The sequence below is a fragment of the Paenibacillus sp. ALE2 genome (assembly GCF_054113385.1).
In genome coordinates, this window is the sequence record NZ_CM134213.1 from 4,628,138 (window position 1) to 4,650,000 (window position 21,863).

Here is a 21,863-nt window from a genome sequence, read left to right on the forward strand (position 1 = left end):
CTGAATGTTTGACCACCATAAATAAAAAAGCAACCGGCATACCGGTTGCTTTTGAGTCATTTCTACTTCCAAGTTTATTTTTAAGAACACCAGGGTGTATCAACGTGTATGTTAAATTACTATGTTAAAGTATCCTATATTCATAACATATGGCATAATAGGAAGGTTTTGTATCTAAAAACCTGTAGTATACTGTTTCGGGATCGTTGTCTCTTTTTTCAAGTTTGTTGCGGCCTCAAGAGCCCAGTAAGGATTTCTTAACATTCCTCTCCCGACAGCCACAAGATCTGCGTCCTCATTTCCTACTACAGCATTAGCCAGGATCGGATCATCGAGTCTTCCGACTGCAATGACCGGCACTTCAAGTGCTTGTCTGATTTCTCGAGCAAGCGGCACCTGGTATGCTGCGTGACTACCTGGTCTACCCCACGCAGCGATAGGTCCTTCACCGCCTGAAGAAATATCAAAAATATCTACTCCTGCTTGTTGATATTCTTTGGCAAAAGAAATGCTATCTTGAATATCGTATCCGCCTTCTACGTATTCTTTAGCGGAAATGCGCATGATAAGCGGCATGTCTTCCGGCATCTCTGCCTTGGCTGCCTGAATAACTTCTCGACCAAATTTCAGGAGATCTTTCCCGTATTCATCATCTCTTTGGTTGGTAAGAGGCGAATGAAATTGATGGATTAAATATCCGTGAGCTCCATGTATTTCAATGGCATCAAATCCGGCCTTCACAGCACGTGCTACAGCGCCGCGGAACTTCTCCACCATTTCTTTAACTTCTTGTGTTGAAAGTGCTCTAGGTAATGTAGATTTCTCATCAAATGGAATAGCGGACGGAGCAACAGGCACTTCAGCATCTTCTGCTTTACGTCCAGCATGAGCAATTTGAATACCTACTTTTGCTCCATAACTATGGCAGGCATCTACAATTCTTTTCAATGCAGGAATTTGCTCATCAGACCACAATCCCAGGTCAAAGTCAGAAATACGTCCATCTGGTTCTACATCAGTCATTTCAACTATAATGAATCCAGTTCCACCAATGGCACGACTTACATAGTGCATAAAATGCCAATCAGTAGCTATACCATCTTTCTTGTCAACAGAATATTGACACATTGGAGGCATGACGACCCGGTTCTTTAATTCCAAGTCTTTAAATTTATAAGGACTAAATAAATCTTTCATTAAGAAAGACCCCTTTCTAGGTTTTATAGTAAACATATTATATGCATGCACATGCATATAATACAGCATGCATTTTTTATTTGTCAACTACCGTTTAAACTATGCATTTACGTAAATAAAGGCCCAGAGATTGTATTCTCTAGACCTAGGGTTAAATTTTACTCTATTCAGACATTAAATTTCGTATTAAGTTTTAATTTTAAATGAAAGAATTATATTTTTTCAATGAGTGATTGTAATTTTTGCTTCAACTCATCTTTTGAAAGAGCCGACTCCAAAATTTGGTTGAAGGTTTCGAGCGCTCTGTCAAACTTCTTTTCCCCAAAATCGGTCATGCTTGTATAGATTCCCCGACGATCATCTTCACATATATGTCTTTGCATAGCTCCGCAGCTTTTTGCTTCCATTCTGACTACCAGTCTAGATAATGCACTTTGGCTTAACCCAACCATCTCTTGTAAATGCTGTAATCTTAATTTCTTTTCCTCGGTTTGAGATAAGAAATACAGAACCAAAAATTCATTTAAGGATAAACTATAGTTTTCTTGAAGTGCATGTTCCAATTCATCGTTTATGTTCGATTGGAGTTTAGTAAGGGACAGCCAAATATTTAAAAGTTCGATAGTATTGTTGTTATGCATTTCGACTCACCCGTTCTATTCTAAAGTATAATTAACACATATTATAGAAGTCATTATAGGGAATAATTAATTCTATCAGGGTTACTGGAAATGGTCAAAACCCTTAAGAACAGATAGAGGTTATAAAAAATCCTTTCTGATGCAGTGACTTAAGTGGTCAACACAAAAACACCTTTCAAAATCGGCCTCCATATTTAGAAATGGAAGCATTCTCCTGAAGGTGTTTTTGTTTTGAAACCCATTGTAGTTTACTAATTATTTATGGTCAGATACTCTTTTGCGCATTCCAGCCAGTCCCAGTAACCCAAGTAAGCCAATCCATCCCCAATCCATATCGTTGTCATTATCTACGGCGTTTGCTCGTACACTGTTAGCGTTGTAGGTTGAATTGTTGTTGTGATAAGCATTATTAGCTGTGTCATTGGCCACATCTACATTTGCACTTTGTGCTGATGAAGGAACGACTAAAGCTGCAAAGAAGAACATGGAAGCTACAGCAGTGACTATTTGTTTTTTCATAAAAAGGAATCCTCCCTGAAAGTGTGATGCATATAATTTCTCCAAAAAACTGCTCCTTATTCCATTGTGTATTTACAAATTTATTTGGATACTTTTAATCATTAATTGGAACTATAAGATCGGTGTAAAAAATATTAAAGGAGCGGTTATGATGGGAATATTAAGTGGAAATCCAAAAGATGAACCAATGCACTATGGTGAAATTTCCGGTGTTTGGCAATTTTCATTGGCCGCAAAAGGAGCTCTGTCTTTCTACCAAGCATTCCTGAATCATGCAGGAGATAAGGATTTGAAAAAAATATTGGATGCACTCATTGATCAAGCGAAACTTGAAATTAAAGAGTGTGATACACTCCTTACTGATAATGGGATTGCTCCAGCGCCAGTCTTACCAGAAAGACCTCCAGTGAAACTTGAAGATATTCCTGTTGGTGCGCGCTTTACTGACCCGGAGATTGCTGCTAAAATTGCGTCTGATACCTCATTGGGACTGGTGGCTTGTAGTCAAGTGATGGGGCAATCCATTAGAGAGGATATAGGGGCCTTGTTTGCAAAATATCATGCTACCAAAACAGCTTTAGGAGTTAAGATTCTTCAAATGACTAAAGAAAAAGGATGGCTGGTGCCTCCTCCCCTTCAAGTAAAAAGACCTGAAGCTGTTGAAGTTTAAAAATAGATTAAATCGCTTCTAGCCATATTCAGAACAGATTGAAAGTTAAAACAATAACCCCCATTATCCTGAATATGAGGACAATGGGGGTTAGATTTGTTTACAATTCGTTAAATATCTCTTCGAATCACGCTTTTGTTCGCTGCCGCCTCAAAAATCGTCTCAATCAGCACCAGTACACGGTGCACTTCTTCGCTTTTGATCGCAAGCTCGGCTTTTCCTTCAATGGTGGAGACAAAATTTTCGTAAAAGCTTTCTGCAGCAGCAGGTATTTTCTCAATCGGGAACTTAAGGGTGGATTCCTCAGACGGAGGTGCCATCGTTTTCGTCAACCCTTGACCTGCTTGAATCGGTTTGGGTTCCACGTGAGCGACATCTGGATTCCGAGTGACAATCTCTCCGCTCAGATCCCAATCCTTGATCACTGCGGTTCCTTCGGTTCCTTTAACATACCAACGCGGCAACTTTACGTAATTCGTTGTACCTACTTCAATGACCGCTGTAAGACCGTCCTTAAACTCAATGAAGCTACTAAAGCCGTCATCCACTTCTGTCCCCAAAATATAACTTAAGGTAGCGGTCACGCTTTCGATTTGACTGTCCGTAATCTGAAGTAGCTGATCCAACAGATGCACTCCCCAATCCAGCAGCATTCCTCCACCATACGCTTTCAACTGCCGCCAATCGCCTGGAATGCCGTTAGCTCCCTGAACCCGCGATTCCAGATGGAAAAGATCGCCAACAGTCTTCTTACTGATTATATCTTTGACAATACGGAAGTCTTCATCCCATCTGCGATTCTGATGTACTGTAAACAGACGATTTTCTTGCTTGGCCACCTCGACAATATCTAAGAAATCTGCGCTCGTGATGGTAACGGGCTTTTCACAAATAACATGTTTGCCAGCTTGCAATGCTTGAATCGCAATTTCTTTATGAACGTCATTAGGCGTTGCTATTAATACAATATCTACGTCCTGATCGCCGAGAACGGCATCTAGACTGGCATAAGTTTTATAGCCGGCTGCTGCAGCCAATTCCATCCGATAATCGACAATATCATATACACCGCCAATGGCAAGCTGCTCAATAGGTTCAATTAATTGAACATGGTAGCTTCCCATACCTCCATAACCAATAATAACTACATTGTATTTCCGATTGTCCATTTTCATTTTCCTTCCACTCCTAAATTGAGCCACCACCTATCAAACGGTTGCTCACGGATCGAATTCAATTGTAAATCGGTTACTGCCATGCAGGTCATCTGTAAGATGTTATTGCATACGCTTTCATTATAAAGGAAATCTTTCCCCAAAAAAAGGGGGATATTAAGATCTAGGGGATTCAGTATTGGATAAATACTCACTCAAGATTTCCTGCATTGACTTCTTTGAATTTTGAAACTGTTTTATTCGATGACCATTAGCACCAGACGGGTGAGGGAACCCCCACAGAATTTTCTTTTCTTGAATTTTCTGTTCATCAAGCAAGCGACGAAGAACAGTCTCGACTGACTTTCCTAGTGGAATAATAAGTGGATACTCTAAACATTCTAATTCAGGAAGAAAAGATTCAAGCAATGCTCCATACAAAAAAGCATGGTTAATCATGGAAGGTTGATGTCCATTGTAATTCTCTTTATTTACGAAGACTGGAAAACGAATTAAGGAAGTTGTATGTAACAACGAGCAATCTGAATCAAATAGTTTACGTACATGCGACACTTTCAAAAAATCATGCAATCCTATTTCTTGAAGCATATTTATTAAGTTGTCTCGCATGGAACCGGCCATCCTTGCTGCAAATTTGGCTTTTTTACAAGCTTCCTCATATGACTGTTGATCCTTCAAAGTTACTATGGCAGTTCGAAAGGCAATTTCCATCTGCTGCCAACCGGGTGTAATACCAACTAGCATTACTTTCGCGGAAGAATTGATATATTCATTATGCGGGGAATAGAACATTTCAACGTCTCCCGAAGACTTTAATTTGAAATCATTAATCAGTAATTCGTTTTTAGAATACTTTTGCTTTACCGGTAACGAATTCATCACAGCAACTATACGCTTTTGATGAGTGGAAGAGATCAGGTTGCATCCTCCTTACGAGCTTATATTTGAGTATATATTACAGTTTTACAAGAGGGGTGTTCTTCACACCCCCCACATGTATTTACCAATAAATATCCATCCTTATTGTGGCTGTAAGTTTGCGTAGCTCAGCTCTTTCTATCTTCTTGGGTAATTAAAGAACTGTAAGCGGGAATCGTCACCGTTTCTTTCCTTACTTTAGCATCCTTTGAGGTAGAGAAAACCACTTTCCGCTTTTCCTTATCTCGATCTTTCATCTGGATGGTAACCGGCTCTCCTGACAGATTATGATATACATACAATGTTTCTTTGCCTGAAGAACGTTTGTATGCCGTCACGCTGGCAGAACCTGCTTGGATCGGCTCTAGACTGTCGCTGCGAAGAGCCTCATGTTCTTCCCTCAGACGGATAAGCGTGCGGTAGCTTTCCAGCAGAGAATCATTGTCCCGCAACTGCGCTTCCACCGATACTTCGCCTTTGTTGTATTTGGGTTCCTCCCACTTTGTTTGACCGAGGCCTTCTCCCTTATACCAGCGCATAGGCTCTCGAAGATACTCATCGGGCTTCTCTCCCTTCATGCCGATCTCTTCCCCATAATAGAGAAACGGCTGACCCGGCAACGTCAAAAGAATGGATGCAGCCAGCTTGGCTTTTCGTACATCCCCGCCCAGCTCGCTCATAACTCGGGTTTGGTCATGATTGCTTAAAAATGGAGCATCGAGTGCCGCCTTATTGTATGATTTGTACAGCTTCAGCGTTTTCTCGGAGAATGTAGCAATACCTTGATCTCGACCGTTTTTCACAGAGTTCAATATCGTTCCGCCCAGGTCAAAATTAAACAGAGAGTGGAGCGATTCGTAATAAGGAGCTATTGTCTCCGGTTTATCCCATACCTCTCCTGCCAGATATACGTTTGGATTTATCTTTTCCATCTCGGAACGGAATTCATTCCACCACGCAATGTTTTTATCGGCACCGTCCTTCGTTTGCCCTTTAAAAATATGCATCGCCGCATCAAGCCGGAAGCCGTCTGCACCTTGCTGTAGCCAATACTTACCGACTTTGATCATTTCCTTGCGGACTTCGGGATTATCAAAATTCAGATCCGGCATCCCGGACCAGAAGGTACCGTAAAAATACCCTTCGCCATTCGGATTCTTATGCCATACCTGCTGGCCCCATGATCCCTTTTCATCCAGGTTTGTATTCTCATCAGCCCATACGTAATAGTCATGGTATTTGCTTTGCGGGTTGGCACTAGCCTCCTTGAACCAAAGGTGCTCGCTACTTGAATGATTGATAACAAGGTCAATGATCACCTTGACACCTTTTCTTTTTGCTTCTTTCGTCAAGGTGCGGAAATCATTCAGATTCCCGTACTGCGGGTCCACTTGATAGTAGTCAGTTACATCATATTTATGGTAGCTTGGAGACGGATTCAGTGGCATGAGCCAGAGACCGCTGACCTGCAAATCCTTACCCGAACGGGGATTGCCGTCGTTTAAGTAATCAAGCTTTTGCGTAATACCTTTTAAATCACCATGTCCGTCCCCGTTCGAATCATAAAAAGAATTGATATAAATTTCGTAAAACACGCCGCTTCCAGCAGAATTCGGAGGCTTATGCCCGTTCATATCCTGCTCGGCCATTGCACTTGAGGCGAACATCGTGAGCATAGGCACCGTTAACAGGATCGTGGACCATTTTCTTAAGCGTTTGTTACGAGTCAAAACATATCAGCTCCTTTAATTGTTATGGGTGCGCCTTCATTATAAAGAAAAACCACCCAAAAAAAGGGGATATTATTATCTATTATAGTGGAAAATATCGATTTTATTGTTTGATGTCTGTATCGAACAAACTGCCTGGGTTAGAGGATCTTTTTCTGATCCTTAACCCAGGCAGTTTGCTTGCAAGTCTATTTTTATCCTTTTACAGCGGAACCTACCGTCATCGCCCGCTCCACTTGTTCACTCAAGAACAGATACACGAGTACCATCGGTAAGGAGGCAATAGTCATAACAGCCCCCATGGCTCCCCAATCTGTACTATAAGAACCTTGGAAGAAAAGCAAGCCTAGCGGCAATGTCTTCATATTTTCATCAGAAATGAGAATATAGGCCAAAGTGAACTCATTCCAGTTGTTCAAAAATTGAAAAATGGCTACAGTTGCAATTGCAGGTAATGCAAGGGGTACAATGATTTTCAGGAACAGTCTATAAATATTAGCTCCATCCATGCATGCTGCCTCTTCTATCTCCTTAGGGATTCCTGTAAGGAACCCATAGAAAATCATGGACGAGAAAGGAAGGCCAATTGCGATATAAGGAAGAATAAGAGCTCCATACGTATTCGTTAGATTAAAATCGCGAACCAGAATCGCCAGCGGTATCATGATAACCTGAAGCGGCATAAACATTCCTATGGTCATATAAGTCCGGACGGTAGAACGAAATCTCCACCTCATACGAGCCACTGCGAAGGCAAACATCAGAGCTAGTAAAAGGATAAACAGAGTCGAAATCGTTGATACGACCAGACTGTTCAGAAAGTAACGGGGAATATTAAATTGTGTCCAGGCATTAATATAATTTTCGTATCGAAAATGCGTTGGCAGTCCAAATGGGTTAGAGACGAAGATCTCATCGTTGTTCTTTAACGAGTAGGATACCATCCAAAACAACGGGTAGACCGAAACAATTAGATACAACCACAGTGGTATCTGCAGGGCAGCATGTCTGAACTTGCTCAAAGCGGTTTTACTCATTTCGTTCTCCTTTTCAATACACGCCTCATCAGGCGGTTTGTCCGCGGTCGAACAGCTTATTGATAACAACAGTTGCCAATAACGAGATTAATACAAGCAGCACGGATACAGCACACGCATAACCATAGTTGCTCTCCATAAAAGCATAGCGATAAATCATGAATGTCATTGTATAGTTTGTAGTGCCGGGCCCACCATTTGTCATAATCAGCATCTGCACAAACGCCCCTATTCCAGAGGTTATCGCGATAATGAAGCAAAATTTGTATGTTTCCCTCATTAAAGGAAGCGTAACATGCAGATGCGCTTTCCATTTGCTGCAACCGTCAATCGTGGCCGCCTCAAAGTAGTCTTCGGGTATTGACTTAACTCCCGCATATAACAACGAGAATTGGTATCCCATAAACTGCCAGGCATTAACAAAGGCGATGGCAATAATGGATGTTGTTGGGGAACTCAACCAATTTTGCTGATATGGGATGTTCAAGAGTTCAAACAGTCGGTTGATTAATCCGTTGGTTGGATCGTAGATTGCAATCCATAGCTGGCACACCACGGTTACCGATAGGACAACTGGGATAAAATAAGCCGTTTTCAGTATTTTCCGCCCGCGTGTACGTGGGTCCGCACAGATTAGTGCCAATATCGTTCCCAGTCCGATCTGAAAGACTGCCAGTACAATTGCAAAGATCAATCCGTTCTTAAGCGAAGTCCCAAGTAGAGGATCGGAGAATAATTCTCGGTAATTATTCAATCCCGAAAAGGTCAGCGTACTAAGACCATCCCAATCATAAAAGCTGCGAAGAACGGTTTGCAAAACAGGATAGATTAGAATCACGCTATACAGTATCAAAGCAGGGAGGAGAAACAGTGCGAGCGCCGGTTTGTTCCCCAAATATTTATTCATGTCTTGCTTCCACCCCTTATCTTTGGAACAGCACCCCCCAGCGCTCTATGTCGCCAAGGGTTGCCGATTCCCTGAATTCTCAGTTTTCTTTATTCAATGTGCTATTCAGATTGCTCACAAAATCGTTTTCAGAAAAGTTGTCTACCATCATATTTTGAGTATTGTCATTAATGGTGTTCTGAATTTTTGTATTGCTCAGAAGTTGAGCATATTCCTGCGCATTAGGCAGCAACTCTTTGACAACTCGCTGCATCATTGCTGGAACATTGGAGGCCATTGGCTTATCTACTTTCACTGGAACTATCGGACTTCCAAGTTGAGTGTATCTGTACTCTGCTGACTTCGAGGCAAGGAATGCCGCTACCTTTACGGCTGTTTCCTTATTTTTGCTATTCGCTGATACTGCATAACCTTGCGGAGAACCTGAGCCGTCAATAAAATATTTGGACTTCTCGTAGGTTGCTTCATCCTTTGCAGGCCAGTACATCCAGTCGACTTGATCGCCCAGCTTTTCCTGGGAACTGTAAATTTCCCATTGTCCATTCACGAACATGGCAGCTTTGCCCTGATAAAATAGAGAGGATGCCTGATCATAATTGGTGTTCGTAGCGTTGGCATCGAACAATCCGGCTCTTTGCAGTTGCTTCATTTGCTGTGCTGCTGTTACGAATGCTTCTGGCAATGCTTTTACACCCTTCTCCTCAAGTGCTCCAAATCCACGCGGCTGCTCTCTTGTAACCAGTCCGTTATAAAAAGCGGTCGTAATCCATTTTTCCTTTGCAAAGATCGACATTGGTACATAACCAGCAGCTTTTAACTTTTTCGCTGCATCGGCCATCTGGTCAATCGTCTTAAGCGGTGTTTTGATTCCTACCTTCTCAAAAATGGACTTGTTGTAATAAATCATTTGGAATTCAATACCAGTTTCAGGGTAAGCATACACATGATTGTCAGGAGCTACCAAACGCGATTCAACTCCCGGGTTAAGACTCTTCTTGAATTCGGCTGTTGTGTCATAGTTGTCAAGAACCTCGACATTTTTCGATTTTGCAAAAGTTTGCAGGACAGACCAATCCGCTAAATAAACATCTGGCATGTTGCCCGTTGCCGCATATGTTTTAAGCTTCTGGCCTCCGTCCTGCACGGCAGGATCCAATTCAATTTCTACGTTTGGCATCTTCTTTTTGAGCTCTGCCACCGCATAATCGAACGGCTTAATGGTATCGTCATCGAAATGCTGCGCATACACCTTCAATTTGATTGTTCCGTCCCCTGATCCGTTATTGGAAGAGGCTGAGTTGTCTTCGCCACAAGCAACCAATCCGACGGACATGGTGAGTACTAGCAAGGCTGCACTCCAAATTTTAAGATTTTTTTTCATTTGTTTTATCCCCCTCATGAAGAGTCTTTGATGATTGCGCTTTCATTTGCTTGACTACAGTATACCGCTGCCTCTATTCTTCTTTAAGGAATAAAACGGGTATTATCAGTAAAAAACGGGACAAATAGAGCAGCGGTCCTCCATATAGGAAAACCGTCAGGCTTAAATTGATGTGTTCTGCCTCACAAGGCAGATACTATCTCTTTTTGAGTTGCTCATATTCAGTGGGTGTCATACCAAAACGTTTCTTGAAACATTTGCTGAAATAATTGGGGTCACTGTAACCGACACTTTCAGCGATTTCTGACAGCTTCCGATTGCCTTTCAGCAGAAGCTCCTTAGCCTTCTTCATTCGGATGTGTGTAATGTGATCCACTATGGAAAAGCCAGACTCCTTGCGAAATACGCGGCGCAGGTAGCTGGGATCGACGAATACTCCGCACGACACCTGCTCAGCAGACAACTCTGCGTCTGCATAATGTTCCTCAATATAGTTGATCGCCGCCGCGAATAAATTGGAAGCCTTCGTAGGACGCATATTCTCCATCAGCAGGATCAGCTTGCGGTATAGGGCGAGCATCCAACCTTCAGCAGCCTCCCAGGAATCTAACTCTCGCAGCCGTTCGTAAGGAGACTTGTCTCCTCCGTTTTCCCATAGCTGGTCATAAGGAATGCCACGTTCACTTGCAAAAGAAAGGGCTAAAGATACGATTCCCATAAGCATCGCATCTGCGTATTCATCTCCCCATTTATATTTACTAAGCTGGCGGATTGCCTTGCGGACCTCCTCTAGTGTTTCACTGTCTTTCATTCGGAGGTCAAGCACAACCGCATCGCGTAGATGACCCAAATCAGGCATACCTGCTCTGCTATGCAGCACTTCGCCGTCCTGTCCCCTTAACTCTGCACTTTCACTCTCCTGTGGAAGCACTGGTAATTTCGCTTTAATACGCTCCAACATTGAGAGCATTTCTTCTGCATTGAACGGTTTCAGCAAATAATCCTGCACTCCAGTTCGAACGGCCTTCTGTAGATATTCAAACTCGTTATGCCCGGATATGAATACAATTACGATTCGTTCGAACTTGACTTTCAACCTCTCGGCTAATTCAATTCCGTCAATAAAGGGCATATTGATATCAACGAGGGCAAGGTGCGGCTGATGCCGCTCGGCTTCCTGAAGTGCTTCCTGCCCGTTCCTTGCTTCACAGCAAACCCGAAAGCCGTAACTTTCCCAGTCTATCTTAATTCGCAGAAAGTCTCGGAACAGCGGCTCATCATCAACAATCATCACTTTATACATCTTGGTGTACACTCCCCTTTGGCTGCGTTGGTAGCGACAGGTCAACAATGGTTCCCTCTCCGAGAACACTCTGCACGGATATCCCATACTCCTCGCCAAAATACAGGCTCAGCCGTTGCTGAACGCTATAGGTACCGATTGATCGTATTCCTTCTTTCGGTAAATGTCTGGACATAATGTTCTGAACTTGAATTTCGTCCATTCCCACACCGTTGTCCTCCACCCGGACGATCACCCTATCGTTCTGTGTAAAAGCGAAAATACGGATAAAACCTTTGGTTCCTTTCTTCTTAAGACCATGGTAAATCGAATTCTCGACAAGTGGCTGGAGCGAGAGTTTCGGGATCGGTGTACCCGCAAGTTCTGGAGGGATATCCACTTCATAGCGGAACACATCGGGATAACGGATTTGCAGAATAGTCAGGTAATCATCAGTAATCTGAGCTTCCTTTTCTAAAATAATGAGTTCCCGTCCTTTATTTAGCACCATTCGATAAAAATCTGCCAGCGCCTTCGTAGTATCTCTAGCCTCATCATTACGATCCAACTCATTCAGTGCATAAATGGTATCTAAAGTGTTGTACAGAAAATGCGGTTTTATTTGAGCCGTCATCAATGCGAGTTCATATTCACGCTTGCGGTTTTGCTCCTGCCTCACTTCATCCAGCAATTCCCGAATCCGTCTTATCATAAAGTTAAAAGCTTCAGCAATGGTACCGATTTCATCTTCTGTTCGGACTATCGCAACCGATTGTAAATCGCCGGCAACTACTTTTCGCATGGCTCTAGTCAGCTGTTCGAGAGGACTAACGACCATTTTGGACAGGAAGCTAGCACCGAGCCAGGAAAAAGCAAGACAAAATACGCCGATTAAGAGTGAAAGCCTTACATTTTGCCGGACATCAGCTGTAAGCAGGCTAAGAGAAACAATATTGACCAGCTTCCAACCCATCCGGTTATAATCATTGACCGTTACGAGATTGCCGCCATCCTCAAATGAACATGTTTTTGGGGACACATCAGATCCACAGCCTTGGATGGCCTCCGCTAACTGTGAACTCACTGGCTTCATCAGCATCCCATTGTCTTCTGCCACAGCCACACGCATCTCGTTATCTAAAAAATAATAAGATTTGGGCGCATCGGGATCGCTGGAACGAAAATAATCAGACAAACCTTCTTCCTTCACTAACAGAAAAAGCGTTCCATAGGGTTCGCCGGTGTCTATATTAATGACCATCTTTCCCAGCGTCAAAACCGGAGAGTTGGGATCCGGTGTTAGGAAATCTCTCTTCTCCATATCAAACCAGAGTGCTTGTCCATAACTTTCGGATTCCCTTACCCGCTTGAGCATGCTATAGACTTTACTATCATCCCCACTTTCGGTATAAGAAGCAAAAATTGTCCCTTCATTATCAATAAATACCGCCGCATCCACTTCGCGAAAGATTGATAAATCAATAGATAGACGGCTTTGCATCAGGTTACCAAATTGAACACGATCTATGGCAGTATCAGGTCTTGCACCGTATGAATCATACATCCGGTTAATATTCGTGACCATAATGTTGGCCGCCGTTTCCACACTACTGAATATGTAGTCGGTCCGGGACAGGATAAGCTGAGATTCGTCAACTACGTTGCTGGTCGTTTGCTCTATCAATGAACGACTGAAAAGTTGGTTGGACACAAGTCCAAGAATGAGCAGAGAAATAATGATCAGCGGGAGAAATACCGCTATAACCTTGCTTTTAAAGCGAAGGCGACCAAACCACTTACGAGCTAGGGACAGAATATTCAAATAAGACCCCTCCGTCATCAGAGAATATTCATCATGTTAACACAACTAATCTGAACAGTAGTAGAACTAAAATAATGTTAAAAAAATTCAACAATCCATCTTGAAAGTGCAAAAAGTATGTGTTAGGATAAAGTCGATTTTTAGTAAAATTATTAACTAAAAAGGTGTGAGCTCTTTGGCAACCATTAAAGACATTGCCCGCGAAGCGGGAGTGTCTGCCGCAACCGTTTCAAGGGTTTTAAATAACGATCTGTCACTATCCGTGAGTCCAGACACCAAAAACAGAATTTTTTTAATTGCTGAGCAGCTCGGGTATAAGCCTTCCCGCCTGAGGCAGTTAAAGAGGAACACGGAACGTGCCGGGAAAACGGTCTCCCTCCTGCTGTGGTGTTCCATTGAGGAGGAAAGAGACGATCCGTATTACGCCTCGATCCGCCGTGGAATCGAACTGCGCTGTGAGGAGCTTGGCCTGACATTGGGACAGACGCTGCGAGGCCGTTCATCTCTCGACACCTTGCAGAAGGCGGATGGTCTGATTGTCGTGGGCGGCGTTGATCCTGAAGAGGTGTCCAAGCTGTATCCGGACAAGAACACCATTGTCCTTGTCGACCAGTACCATGAGCAGCTGGAATACGATTCCGTACGACTCCATTTTCGGCAGGCGGTTGACCAGGCACTTGGACATCTGCTCGAGCTTGGCCACCGACAAATCGGATTTATTGGCGGGAAGAGCGATGGAGAGCGAAGGGCGCATTATTTTGAACGATTCATGCGGGAACGAGGTTTGTATAATCCGAAGTTCGTCCGCATAGGCGCCTGGAGTACTGCGGATGGATATCTAATGATGAACGAGCTTCTAGCCGAGCAGGAACGACCGACAGCCTGCTTCGCTGCCAGCGATCCGCTCGCCATTGGAGCCCTCCGCGCCCTTCATGGACATGGAGTCAAGGTACCCGAAGATATGGCTGTTGTCGGCTTCGACGACATTGAGATGGCGGCCTTCGTGCAGCCTCCGCTAACTACTGTACGTGCCTATCCCGAACAAATGGGAAAAGCTGCCGTGCAGTTGCTCTCTGAACGGTTTGAGGGACGTGAACCACCTGCGTACAGCGTGATCGGGACTAAGCTTGTCATACGGGAAAGCTCATGCATCAACAGTAAAATCAATATTTGAGAGTCAATCGAGATGATAACCCCCTAAGGAGTGAATATCATGAACATTCATGTTAACGAAGCGCTTGGTTTGTTTCACCTGCAGTCCAAGGATTGCAGCTATATTATCCAGTTGGTAGAAGGATATCCTGCACATGTCTATTGGGGAGCCCAACTTCATCATGACCAAAGTCTCGCAAGTATATTGGAGCTTAGAGAGCGCTGCTCCTTCTCCCCCACTCCCGTTTCTTCTAATCGTGCGCTTTCTTTGGATGCGCTTCCACAGGAATATCCACAGTATGGGACAAGCGACTTCCGTCAACCGGCTTATCAGGTTGCGCTTGCGGATGGAACTCGAACTACGGAGCTAAAATATAGTGGCCACCGTGTTGAATCGGGCAAACCAAAGCTTGAAGGCCTCCCTTCCGTCTATACCGAATCGGATGATGAAGCAACAACTCTCCTGTTGTTCCTTGAGGACCAGCACTCAGGTCTTAAGGCTACATTACTCTATACTGTATTTGCGAACCACAGCGCTATTGCTAGGTCTACTCTTTTTGAACATAAGGGAAGCGCTGTCATGAATATTGAGCAGGCGATGAGCGCCTCTGTCGACTTCGCCGATTCCAATTATCAAGCTCTCTATCTATCTGGCGCCTGGGTTCGGGAAAGACATATCCAACGCCGCGATCTTGGACCCGGCGCCATTCGGTTGGAAAGCCGGCGAGGCTCCAGCAGTCACCAAATGAATCCCTTTCTGGCCCTGCTTCGTCCAGATGCAACAGAAGATCGTGGGGATGTGTACGGCTTCAGTCTAATCTACAGCAGCAATTTCGTTGCGCAGGCGGAAGTAGAACAGTTTAATCAGACCCGTGTAAGTATCGGAATTAATCCTTTTGACTTCTCCTGGCGGCTTGAACCGGGTCAGTCATTCCAGACCCCTGAAGCCGTGCTGGTCTTTTCCGAAGAAGGTCTTGGGGGCATGTCGCGCACCTATCACCGACTCTACCGCACACGTCTGTGCCGAGGAACTTATCGCGACAAGGAACGCCCGATTCTCGTGAACAATTGGGAAGCCACATATTTTGACTTCGACGCCGATAAAATCGAGGCGATTGCCAAAGAAGCGGGACCTCTTGGAATTGAGCTATTTGTTCTTGATGACGGTTGGTTTGGCAAGCGCGACAACGACAACAGTTCGCTTGGGGACTGGTTCGAAGACCGCCGCAAGCTACCTGGAGGTCTCACCGACCTAGCCAAACGGGTTAATGAACAAGGATTACAATTTGGCTTGTGGGTTGAGCCGGAAATGGTATCACCTGATAGTGAGCTGTACCGCACCCATCCCGACTGGTGCTTACATGCGGAAGGTCGGCGGCGGACGGAAGGCCGATCCCAATTGGTGCTTGATCTCTCCCGCAAGGAAGTATGCGATTACTTGTACGAGACGCTGAGCTCCGTATTCTCGATCGCCCCAATTACTTATGTCAAGTGGGACATGAATCGTAATATGACAGAGATTGCTTCGGCTACCGCTACTAGCGAACGTCAAAAAGAAACTGCGCACCGTTATATGCTCGGACTTTATGATCTGCTGGAACGCCTGACCTCACGCTTCCCGGACATCTTGTTTGAAAGCTGTTCTGGTGGAGGTGGACGATTCGATCCCGGGATGCTCTACTATATGCCGCAGACATGGACCAGTGATGACACTGATGCTATTGAAAGATTGGCTATCCAGTACGGCACCAGCATCGTGTATCCGGCCAGTACCATGGGGGCCCACGTATCGAACGTGCCGAACCACCAGGTGGGACGAAACACCTCCCTCGCCATACGTGGCGACGTGGCAATGAGCGGGAATTTTGGCTACGAGCTTGACCTTACTGCATTTACTAATGTAGAAAAAGAGCTTGCTGCCAGACAAATTGCCCAGTATAAAGAAATCCGTTCCCTTGTACAGCAGGGAGATATGTATCGACTTCTTAGTCCGTTTGAGGGCCGAGGCAATACTGCCTGGATGTTTGTTAGCGAGGACCAGTCCGAAGCTTTTGTCGCTTACTTCCGTGTGTTGGCTGAGCCAAATGGTCCTATCCGGCGACTAACTCTAAAAGGACTTGACCCAGCTAAAAAGTATATAATCGAAACCGGGGCAACCAGCAATACTTCAGAACCAGTCGGTGGTACCTTGGCTGAAGATGGCGTCTCCCCCTTCCGTGTGGCGTTCGACGGTGAAATTTTTGGAGGTGACCGTCTAATGAAGATTGGACTTGTTGTCTCGGATCTCACTGGGGATTTTGCCAGCTCTACCTTCCGCCTTAAAGCTATCTCCTGTTAATTATAGTTCAGCCGGTGACGATAAAAAATTAAAACAAGGCAGGTCGATTTTCCGACCTGCCTTGTTTAATAACTTTGTGACCATTTAATAGCATCCTTGATTTTGATTCTCCATATCATATGATCAAAGCCTTTTCCCCAATAATCTTTTAATAAATAATCAGGAGTTCCAAACTTCTTTTCCCATATTTTTTGTGCAATACGATACCCACTATCTAAACAAAATTCTTCTACTCCTCTATCTTTCAACGCCAGATACATTGATTTCAATAATAAATTTCCTACTCCAATCTTCTGGTAGTCAGGGTGAACAAATACAGTTCCTACCTCGCACAAATTTTTTAATGCATCATTGGTAGATTTACTTATAAGTTCACTTGCCGGGCCATATTCAATTGAACCCATTATTCGATCCCCGTCTACAGCGATTAAAAAATATCGTTGCTCACCGTGGCTTTCTAAGTCACTTTCCAAATACGCTCTTTTAGTCTCAATTTCATCCTCTATATCCTCCAGCTTGCTTCCAATACCTTCTTTAGCAAATGTGTCTGTAATCACTATTCTAAACAATTCATTTAACTTTTCGGCATCTTTAACTTTCGGTCTTCTGATTTCTACATCATTCATCTAGATTTCCGCCGACGTACGATTCAGTACAGACCCTATTGAAAGTACACTACTCAGTAATTCCATCAAACTTGTTATTTCATAAGTGGGTTGAATACCAGACGTATTTGTTTTTCTGGCAGGGTTGAACCAGCAGGTATCAATTCCGTACTTATTCCCTCCTTGAATATCAGAGGTTAAAGAATCGCCGACCATAAGGACCTTACTTTTATCTGAAATGGCTAGCTTGGCAAATGCGTAATCGAAAATACCAGCTTGTGGCTTTTGGCAACCCACTTCTTCTGAAATAATTACCTGCTCAAACACATCACGCAGCGGAGAGAGCTGAATTCTGGAGGTTTGTACCTCTTTGATTCCATTCGTAATAATCGCCAAACGATACTCAGATAGTACGTCACATAGTTCAACCGCTCCGTCCATCAAAAAAGCACCTTCACCCAAATAACGTAAATAAGCAGCACTAAAGGCGTCTGGATTGAAGTCTAGCTTATGGACAGTAAACAATCGTTTAAATCTTTCCACCCGCAACTGTGCCGAGGTAATAAGTCCTTCCTCTGCCTCTCGCCACAACACACTGTTAATCTCATCATAGCTGGATTTATACTCTGTGGCCCCTTGCGGCAATCCAAATTGGGTGAACGTATTATGTAGCGCATGGCTCTCTGCCATTTTAAAATCAAACAGCGTATCATCAACATCAAATAAAATAATTTCGTATTTCAAAACGACCTCCAACCTCCATATCAAATGGAAATAAACTATCATTACAGTATGATCTCTCGGTTATTATACAGAACCTCATTGATCCGTCAAGTCATGACAAAAAGAATGGAGTAATATTTTCTATGAGTTTGAGCCAGTGCGAAGTAACATGCTTCGTGCCAAACTACTACCATAGCGATTTATAAATGAAAGGAGAATGCTAACTCAAGCTGTCCCCGATGCTTCAGTGACAAGCCAAAAGGTAAACATTCTCCTTTTAAAATTCAAACTATTTGTTCTCCATTCGTAGATCTTTAGGGTCAACCTGCCATCATCTTCAGGTCTGTTTCCAGTACCGGAATCGACTGTTTTAAAAACCTAGTGATTTTCATTAATCCATTCGGTTAATGTTTGATCAAAATAATGAGGTTCTTCAAACATCGGATTATGGCCACTATGCTCAAAAACCACCTTTTTTACGTTCGTATAGCTATCATCGACCCGATCCCACAATGAAACAGGCGCGACTAAGTAATCAGTTCTTCCAAGACCAATAAACATGGGCTTATCGACATCTCCCAAGGACTGTATCAAATCTATCTTTCCGAAGGCTTCTCCCCATAAATAATCAATGATAGGCATGTTCGTGTGCACATCATTCCACATATGAGCTGCATCATAGGTATAATCATAAAAACTTTGGGCTCCCATACGTATACACATGTGAACAAATCTTCTGTCGGGATCTCTTTTGATATCATCCTCTAATAAAACAATATCTTTTTCAAAACGTTCTTTTCTGGCTGGACTGGCCGTTTCATAAAAGTATGACAAGCTTTGCCGTTGTCTTTCTTGGCTGTTCGTAGGCGCTGAATTTAATAGCACCACTTTTTCAACATAGTCTGGGTATTGTTTAGCATATTCCAAAGCCATAAAAGCATGCCCGGAATGTCCTAATATGATAAATGGATCTAAATGAAGGCATTGTCTTGCTGTTTCTATGTCTTTGATGACTTTATCCAAAGTATAGTCTTCTGGTTTTAAAGCACGAGTCGGTTTTGCAAACCCTCTATGATCTAAGAAAATAAACTGAAACTTTTTATATAAATGGTCTGAAAATATGCGAGGATAATATACACTACTGCCGATCACCAATATCGACTTTCCGTTACCTCTTATAGTATATTTCAGCTCAAATCCATCACTAATAACCGTTTGATAAGTGCTCATCCTCATCGTCTCCTTTTCTTCTTTAAATCACTCCCTTTCCGTTGTTTAAATCCCTTGTATTCTCCATAGAGCGTTCCAGCACTACAACTCACCTCTGAAAGTCCGTTTATTTTATGAGAAAAGTTTAACATGATTTTTTCAAAAATAAAACCGAATTTGGATCTTCTCAATCTTGCCGTACAAGTCGGAGATACAAAGTGGCAAAAGGAAATTACCCATAAACTTCAATCCTTAAGTGCCCTCCAGGCAGTACTGTATAAGGAAGAACCAGAGTATTGTAGTACTTTTAACCGAAGGCATGGCATGAGCCGTTCAGGTGACCGATAAATAAATCGGTTATACAAAAAGAGCACAACCCTAATGGCTGTGCTCTTTTTTCGTGCTTGGCAACGTCCTACTCTCCCAGGACCCTGCGGTCCGAGTACCATCGGCGCTGGAGGACTTAACGGTCGTGTTCGGGATGGGTACGTGTGGAACCCCTCCGCTATCGCCACCAAACGTGAATTTGCCTCGCAAATTCCTTCGTGAGGTTATTCAGTTCATCACGGATCGTGTGAATGAATCGCCATACGCTTGTCGTATGTACTTCTACATACCTTCAAGGTTACACCTTGAAAACTGGATCCGAAACTCATTGCGTCTTATCTTAGGATAAGCCCTCGACCGATTAGTATTGGTCAGCTCCATGCATTACTGCACTTCCACCCCCAACCTATCTACCTCGTCGTCTTCAAGGGGTCTTACATACTGGGAAATCTCATCTTGAGGGGGGCTTCACGCTTAGATGCTTTCAGCGCTTATCCCTTCCGTACATAGCTACCCAGCGGTGCTCCTGGCGGAACAACTGGTACACCAGCGGTACGTCCATCCCGGTCCTCTCGTACTAAGGACAGCTCCTCTCAAATTTCCTACGCCCACGACAGATAGGGACCGAACTGTCTCACGACGTTCTGAACCCAGCTCGCGTACCGCTTTAATGGGCGAACAGCCCAACCCTTGGGACCTACTTCAGCCCCAGGATGCGATGAGCCGACATCGAGGTGCCAAACCTCCCCGTCGATGTGGACTCTTGGGGGAGATAAGCCTGTTATCCCCAGGGTAGCTTTTATCCGTTGAGCGATGGCCCTTCCATGCGGTACCACCGGATCACTAAGCCCGACTTTCGTCCCTGCTCGACTTGTAGGTCTCGCAGTCAAGCTCCCTTCTGCCTTTGCACTCTTCGAATGATTTCCAACCATTCTGAGGGAACCTTGGGGCGCCTCCGTTACTCTTTAGGAGGCGACCGCCCCAGTCAAACTGCCCACCTGACACTGTCCTCGTACCGGATCACGGTACCAAGTTAGAACCTAGATACGATCAGGGTGGTATCCCAAGGATGCCTCCCCTCAAGCTGGCGCTCAAGATTCTACGGCTCCCACCTATCCTGTACAGATCGTACCCAAATTCAATATCAAGCTGCAGTAAAGCTCCATGGGGTCTTTCCGTCTTGTCGCGGGTAACCTGCATCTTCACAGGTATTAAAATTTCACCGGATCTCTCGTTGAGACAGCGCCCAAGTCGTTACGCCATTCGTGCGGGTCAGAATTTACCTGACAAGGAATTTCGCTACCTTAGGACCGTTATAGTTACGGCCGCCGTTTACTGGGGCTTCGGTTCATAGCTTCGCTCTTACGAGCTTACCACTCCCCTTAACCTTCCAGCACCGGGCAGGCGTCAGCCCGTATACTTCGCCTTGCGGCTTCGCACAGACCTGTGTTTTTGCTAAACAGTCGCTTGGGCCTTTTCACTGCGGCCCCCTCGGGCTATTCACCCTACCGAGGCACCCCTTCTCCCGAAGTTACGGGGTCATTTTGCCGAGTTCCTTAACGAGAGTTCTTCCGCGCGCCTTAGAATTCTCTTCTCGCCTACCTGTGTCGGTTTGCGGTACGGGCACCTTCTCCTGGCTAGAGGCTTTTCTTGGCAGTCTGAGATCATGACCTTCGCTACTATAATTTTCGCTCCCCATCACAGCCCAGCCTTACGATGTGCGGATTTGCCTACACATCAGCCTCACTGCTTAGACGGACATCCATCAGTCCGCGTCACTACCCTACTGCGTCACCCCATCGCTCATAACGGATTACGGTGGTACAGGAATTTCGACCTGTTGTCCTTCGACTACGCCTATCGGCCTCGCCTTAGGTCCCGACTTACCCTGAGCGGACGAACCTTCCTCAGGAACCCTTAGGCTTTCGGCGGATCTGATTCTCACAGATCTTTTCGTTACTCATACCGGCATTCTCACTTGAATGCAGTCCAGCGCTCCTTCCGGTACACCTTCAACCCGCATTCAACGCTCCCCTACCCCTGATGCAAGCATCAAGCCATAGCTTCGGTGGTGTGTTTAGCCCCGTTACATTTTCGGCGCAGAGTCACTCGACCAGTGAGCTATTACGCACTCTTTCAATGGTGGCTGCTTCTAAGCCAACATCCTGGTTGTCTGTGCAACTCCACATCCTTTCCCACTTAACACACACTTGGGGACCTTAGCTGATGG

At 44.4% G+C, this 21,863-nt stretch carries 17 protein-coding genes and 2 rRNA genes (1 of these 19 cut by a window edge); 3 read left to right on the top strand and 16 right to left on the bottom strand.

Annotation, left to right across the window (positions count from 1 at the left end):
- Positions 1 to 174: 174 nt before the first annotated feature.
- The 3 genes from ACXHJ1_RS19930 to ACXHJ1_RS19940 form a co-directional block, all read right to left on the bottom strand.
- Complete coding sequence (locus tag ACXHJ1_RS19930; protein ID WP_044787913.1) at positions 175 to 1,197, bottom strand: NADH:flavin oxidoreductase/NADH oxidase; 1,023 nt, start codon at positions 1,195 to 1,197, stop codon at positions 175 to 177.
- A gap of 212 nt (positions 1,198 to 1,409) precedes the next feature.
- Positions 1,410 to 1,838 carry a MarR family winged helix-turn-helix transcriptional regulator gene (locus tag ACXHJ1_RS19935; RefSeq protein WP_457905110.1) on the bottom strand — a complete coding sequence of 143 codons (429 nt, stop codon included), beginning with the start codon at positions 1,836 to 1,838 and terminating at the stop codon, positions 1,410 to 1,412.
- A 255-nt stretch (positions 1,839 to 2,093) separates the two neighbouring features.
- Positions 2,094 to 2,357: a WGxxGxxG family protein gene (locus ACXHJ1_RS19940; RefSeq protein WP_016818763.1), complete on the bottom strand. Its 264-nt coding sequence runs from the start codon at positions 2,355 to 2,357 to the stop codon at positions 2,094 to 2,096.
- A 151-nt stretch (positions 2,358 to 2,508) separates the two neighbouring features.
- Between ACXHJ1_RS19940 and ACXHJ1_RS19945 the strand changes: the two genes are divergently transcribed.
- On the top strand, positions 2,509 to 3,027 hold the full coding sequence (locus ACXHJ1_RS19945; RefSeq protein WP_044787915.1) for a DUF3231 family protein: 519 nt from the start codon (positions 2,509 to 2,511) through the stop codon (positions 3,025 to 3,027).
- Positions 3,028 to 3,137: 110 nt separating this feature from the next.
- Here the strand turns inward: ACXHJ1_RS19945 and ACXHJ1_RS19950 are convergent, their stop codons facing one another.
- The 8 genes from ACXHJ1_RS19950 to ACXHJ1_RS19985 form a co-directional block, all read right to left on the bottom strand.
- Positions 3,138 to 4,202 carry a Gfo/Idh/MocA family oxidoreductase gene (locus ACXHJ1_RS19950; protein ID WP_044787916.1) on the bottom strand — a complete coding sequence of 355 codons (1,065 nt, stop codon included), beginning with the start codon at positions 4,200 to 4,202 and terminating at the stop codon, positions 3,138 to 3,140.
- A 156-nt stretch (positions 4,203 to 4,358) separates the two neighbouring features.
- Positions 4,359 to 4,994: a hypothetical protein gene (locus ACXHJ1_RS19955; RefSeq protein ID WP_457905111.1), complete on the bottom strand. Its 636-nt coding sequence runs from the start codon at positions 4,992 to 4,994 to the stop codon at positions 4,359 to 4,361.
- A gap of 254 nt (positions 4,995 to 5,248) precedes the next feature.
- Entirely contained in the window at positions 5,249 to 6,850 is a 1,602-nt protein-coding gene (locus ACXHJ1_RS19960; protein ID WP_457905112.1) for an alpha-amylase family glycosyl hydrolase, read from the bottom strand.
- 194 nt (positions 6,851 to 7,044) lie between these two features.
- Positions 7,045 to 7,887, bottom strand: a complete 843-nt coding sequence (locus tag ACXHJ1_RS19965) for a carbohydrate ABC transporter permease (protein ID WP_013371135.1) — start codon at positions 7,885 to 7,887, stop codon at positions 7,045 to 7,047.
- A 28-nt stretch (positions 7,888 to 7,915) separates the two neighbouring features.
- Positions 7,916 to 8,794, bottom strand: coding sequence for a carbohydrate ABC transporter permease (locus ACXHJ1_RS19970; RefSeq protein ID WP_016818758.1), 879 nt, complete (start codon positions 8,792 to 8,794; stop codon positions 7,916 to 7,918).
- Between the two features lie 79 nt (positions 8,795 to 8,873).
- Entirely contained in the window at positions 8,874 to 10,175 is a 1,302-nt protein-coding gene (locus tag ACXHJ1_RS19975; protein ID WP_025364847.1) for an ABC transporter substrate-binding protein, read from the bottom strand.
- Positions 10,176 to 10,371: 196 nt separating this feature from the next.
- Positions 10,372 to 11,478, bottom strand: a complete 1,107-nt coding sequence (locus tag ACXHJ1_RS19980; protein ID WP_045245255.1) for a response regulator transcription factor — start codon at positions 11,476 to 11,478, stop codon at positions 10,372 to 10,374.
- Positions 11,471 to 13,279, bottom strand: coding sequence for a cache domain-containing sensor histidine kinase (locus ACXHJ1_RS19985; protein ID WP_031463512.1), 1,809 nt, complete (start codon positions 13,277 to 13,279; stop codon positions 11,471 to 11,473). Before ACXHJ1_RS19985 ends, ACXHJ1_RS19980 begins: the two co-directional genes overlap by 8 nt.
- 175 nt (positions 13,280 to 13,454) lie before the next feature.
- On the opposite strand from ACXHJ1_RS19985, the gene ACXHJ1_RS19990 reads away from it, so the two are divergent.
- Positions 13,455 to 14,453 carry a LacI family DNA-binding transcriptional regulator gene (locus ACXHJ1_RS19990; protein WP_016818754.1) on the top strand — a complete coding sequence of 333 codons (999 nt, stop codon included), beginning with the start codon at positions 13,455 to 13,457 and terminating at the stop codon, positions 14,451 to 14,453.
- A 39-nt stretch (positions 14,454 to 14,492) separates the two neighbouring features.
- On the top strand, positions 14,493 to 16,769 hold the full coding sequence (locus ACXHJ1_RS19995; RefSeq protein ID WP_457905113.1) for an alpha-galactosidase: 2,277 nt from the start codon (positions 14,493 to 14,495) through the stop codon (positions 16,767 to 16,769).
- Positions 16,770 to 16,834: 65 nt separating this feature from the next.
- On the opposite strand, the gene ACXHJ1_RS20000 is transcribed toward ACXHJ1_RS19995, so the two are convergent.
- From ACXHJ1_RS20000 to ACXHJ1_RS20020, 5 genes are all read right to left on the bottom strand, one after another.
- A complete protein-coding gene (locus ACXHJ1_RS20000) occupies positions 16,835 to 17,395 on the bottom strand; it encodes a GNAT family N-acetyltransferase (RefSeq protein WP_019687226.1) in 561 nt (186 codons plus the stop codon).
- A complete protein-coding gene (locus ACXHJ1_RS20005; protein WP_016818751.1) occupies positions 17,396 to 18,118 on the bottom strand; it encodes a YjjG family noncanonical pyrimidine nucleotidase in 723 nt (240 codons plus the stop codon).
- A gap of 357 nt (positions 18,119 to 18,475) precedes the next feature.
- A complete protein-coding gene (locus ACXHJ1_RS20010; RefSeq protein ID WP_240753698.1) occupies positions 18,476 to 19,327 on the bottom strand; it encodes an alpha/beta fold hydrolase in 852 nt (283 codons plus the stop codon).
- A gap of 381 nt (positions 19,328 to 19,708) precedes the next feature.
- A 5S ribosomal RNA gene (gene rrf / locus ACXHJ1_RS20015) occupies positions 19,709 to 19,825 on the bottom strand.
- 149 nt (positions 19,826 to 19,974) lie between these two features.
- Positions 19,975 to 21,863 (bottom strand): 23S ribosomal RNA (locus ACXHJ1_RS20020) (it continues 1,039 nt past the right edge of the window).